This is a genomic window from Pontibacillus chungwhensis BH030062, assembly GCF_000770675.1.
In the GTDB taxonomy this organism is placed as follows: Bacteria; Bacillota; Bacilli; order Bacillales; family BH030062; genus Pontibacillus; species Pontibacillus chungwhensis.
In genome coordinates this window covers 1-2,482 of sequence record NZ_AVBG01000029.1, presented here as the reverse complement: position 1 = coordinate 2,482, position 2,482 = coordinate 1, and the positions used below count along the sequence as shown (strand labels likewise).

The window sequence follows — 2,482 nt, the reverse complement described above, 5'->3', positions numbered from 1 at the left end:
TGTAAACGCTAGAATAAAATTGACAGTTTTCGCCAAGATATTTCTTACACTTTCGCCATAATTACCTAAGCTTCTAGTAAACTAATAGTATTCTGTTATTTTACGTGGAGGTTAGGATTTTGGGGGAAAAGTTAATGTTGTATGTAAAGATTCATCAACTAAGTGAACGTAAGTTTAAAATAACTCAAATAGCAAAAGAGCTAAAGATTTCTCGACCTACTGTATATAAATATTTAGGGATGACCTATGAAGAAGTGAAACAGCTACTAGAAGATCCTCATCGCAAAGCTAGGAAGTTAGATCCCTATCGGGATTGGATTATTGCATGGCTGGAAGAGTATCCTCATTTAAGTGCAGCTCAAATTAGGGATTGGTTACTGGAGCGATATCCTGATATGGAAGTTGGAGAAAGCACAGTTCGGTCTTATGTAAGAGAATTGCGTGAAATCTATCAGATTGAGAAAAAGAACATAGTAAGACAGTACGAGGCGGTACCGGAGCAACCAATGGGTAAACAGCTTCAGGTAGATTGGGGAGAAACGAAGCAGAAAACGATAAATAAAAAAGAAGTGAAATTATATTTTATAGCATTTGTCCTTGCCCATTCTCGACTTAAATATATGGAGTGGCAAAATCGGCCATTTACTACACGAGATGCAATTCGTTGTCATGAGAATGCTTTCCAATATTATGGAGGAAGAACAGAAGAAATCGTTTATGACCAAGACCACTTAATCACGGTAAGCGAGAATGCTGGGCAGCTTCTTCTTACAACTGAATTCCAGAGTTATGTGAATGAACGTAAATTTAAAATTCATTTATGCCGAAAAGCTGATCCTGAATCAAAAGGAATGATTGAGAATGTTGTGAAGTACATAAAAGGGAACTTCGCAGACAGCCGAGTCTTCAGCAATATCGATGATTGGAATAAGCGCGCTTTACAGTGGTTAGAGCGCACCGGAAACTATCACGTACATCAGACTACAAAAAAGAGACCAGCCGAAGTGTTTCTCGTCGAAAAGCAACACTTAAAGCCGGTCTCCTCCCTACTTTCTTTCGAAAGTAACCATGAACAAAGTATAACAAGGAATGTGGGTAAGGACAATACAGTTCGATTTAAATCCAACCGTTATTCTGTTCCGTTAGGAACCTATAACTCAGCTACTGACAATCAAGTATATATAAAAATCAAGACCGGAAAACGTCAAACGCTAGAGATCCGCAAACAACTTGAGGGCGAGATCATAGCTGAGCATTTAATTAGTTTAGAGAAAGGGAAACTGATCCAAAATCGAAACCATACTCGAGACCGTTCTAAAGGAATTGAAGAATATAAAGAACACCTAATTTCAAGATTTAAGGATCAAGAACAAGGGCGCACCTACTTAAATGAAATTTGTTTGAAGTACGCTCGTTATAGGCGAGATCAACTTGCGATCATACATCGTGTCATTCAAGAAGATCCTGGATGGATTGACGAAGCACTAACTAAGTGTTTGAAGGAAAAATTATATAGTGCCAATGATTTTAGAGATATGGTTCAATATTTTAAGAATTTAAAAGTAGCACCTGTTAGAAATAAAATGAATGATTCTAAGGGCCCCAAACATGCCAAAGGCATGATCGTTACAACACGTTCCTTGGACGCTTACACTAGTATTCTAGGGGGCGCTGCACAATGAATAAGACCGTCACTGAACTACAAGATCAGTTTCGCCAATTACGATTAGCTGAAACAGCGGAGGAGCTACCGCAGCTCCTCCGCGAAGCTGAAAAGGCATCGTGGACGTACTTAGAATTTCTAGAATCTATTACAGGTTTTGAACTGAAGAAACGTGAAGCGAAGAACCTGGAACGTCGTTTGAAATGGGCTCGTTTCCCTTACATGAAATCCCTCAGTGAATTCAATATTAATGAGCAAAACGCCATAACAGAACGCCAACTTTCTCAACTTTCAGAGCTGAGCTGGTTAGAGCAGCATTATAACCTTATTCTCCTAGGTCCTCCAGGCGTAGGGAAAACTTTTTTAGCTATTGGGATAGGTATTGAGGCTATCTACAGAGGATTTAATGTGTGCTTCGTAACAATGGGCGAACTTGTTCAGCTTCTAAAAACAGAAGAAATACTTAATAAATCAAAGGTACAATTGAAGCGCATCAAGGCGGCAGACCTAGTGATTATTGATGATCTGATGTATATGGCTATGGACCAGAGGGAAGCCAATCTATTCTTCCATTTAGTTAACCATTTATACGAACGAAGTTCGATCATTTTAACCTCTAACAAGAGTCCAGACCAATGGGGAGAGCTTATGGGAGACCAAGGTATTACTACAGCCATTTTAGACCGCCTACTTCATCGTGTAGAAGTAGTTCATATGGATGGAGACAGTTATCGAATGAAGCATCGCAAAAAAGTATTTTCAGCAGAAGTGTAAAAGTTCAATGAGCAGAAAGTGTAAAAATCAACTTGACGTTTACAA

The 2,482-nt window shown here is 38.9% G+C and carries 2 protein-coding genes; both read left to right on the top strand.

Features of this window, described 5'->3' with window-relative positions:
• Nucleotides 1–134: 134 nt before the first annotated feature.
• The gene (istA, locus tag N780_RS19050; RefSeq protein WP_052115174.1) at nt 135–1,682 is read left to right on the top strand and encodes an IS21 family transposase; all 1,548 of its coding nucleotides are present in this window, start codon (nt 135–137) and stop codon (nt 1,680–1,682) included.
• Nucleotides 1,679–2,437 carry an IS21-like element helper ATPase IstB gene (gene istB / locus N780_RS19045; RefSeq protein ID WP_036787965.1) on the top strand — a complete coding sequence of 253 codons (759 nt, stop codon included), beginning with the start codon at nt 1,679–1,681 and terminating at the stop codon, nt 2,435–2,437. Before istA ends, istB begins: the two co-directional genes overlap by 4 nt.
• The last annotated feature ends 45 nt before the right edge of the window (nt 2,438–2,482 follow it).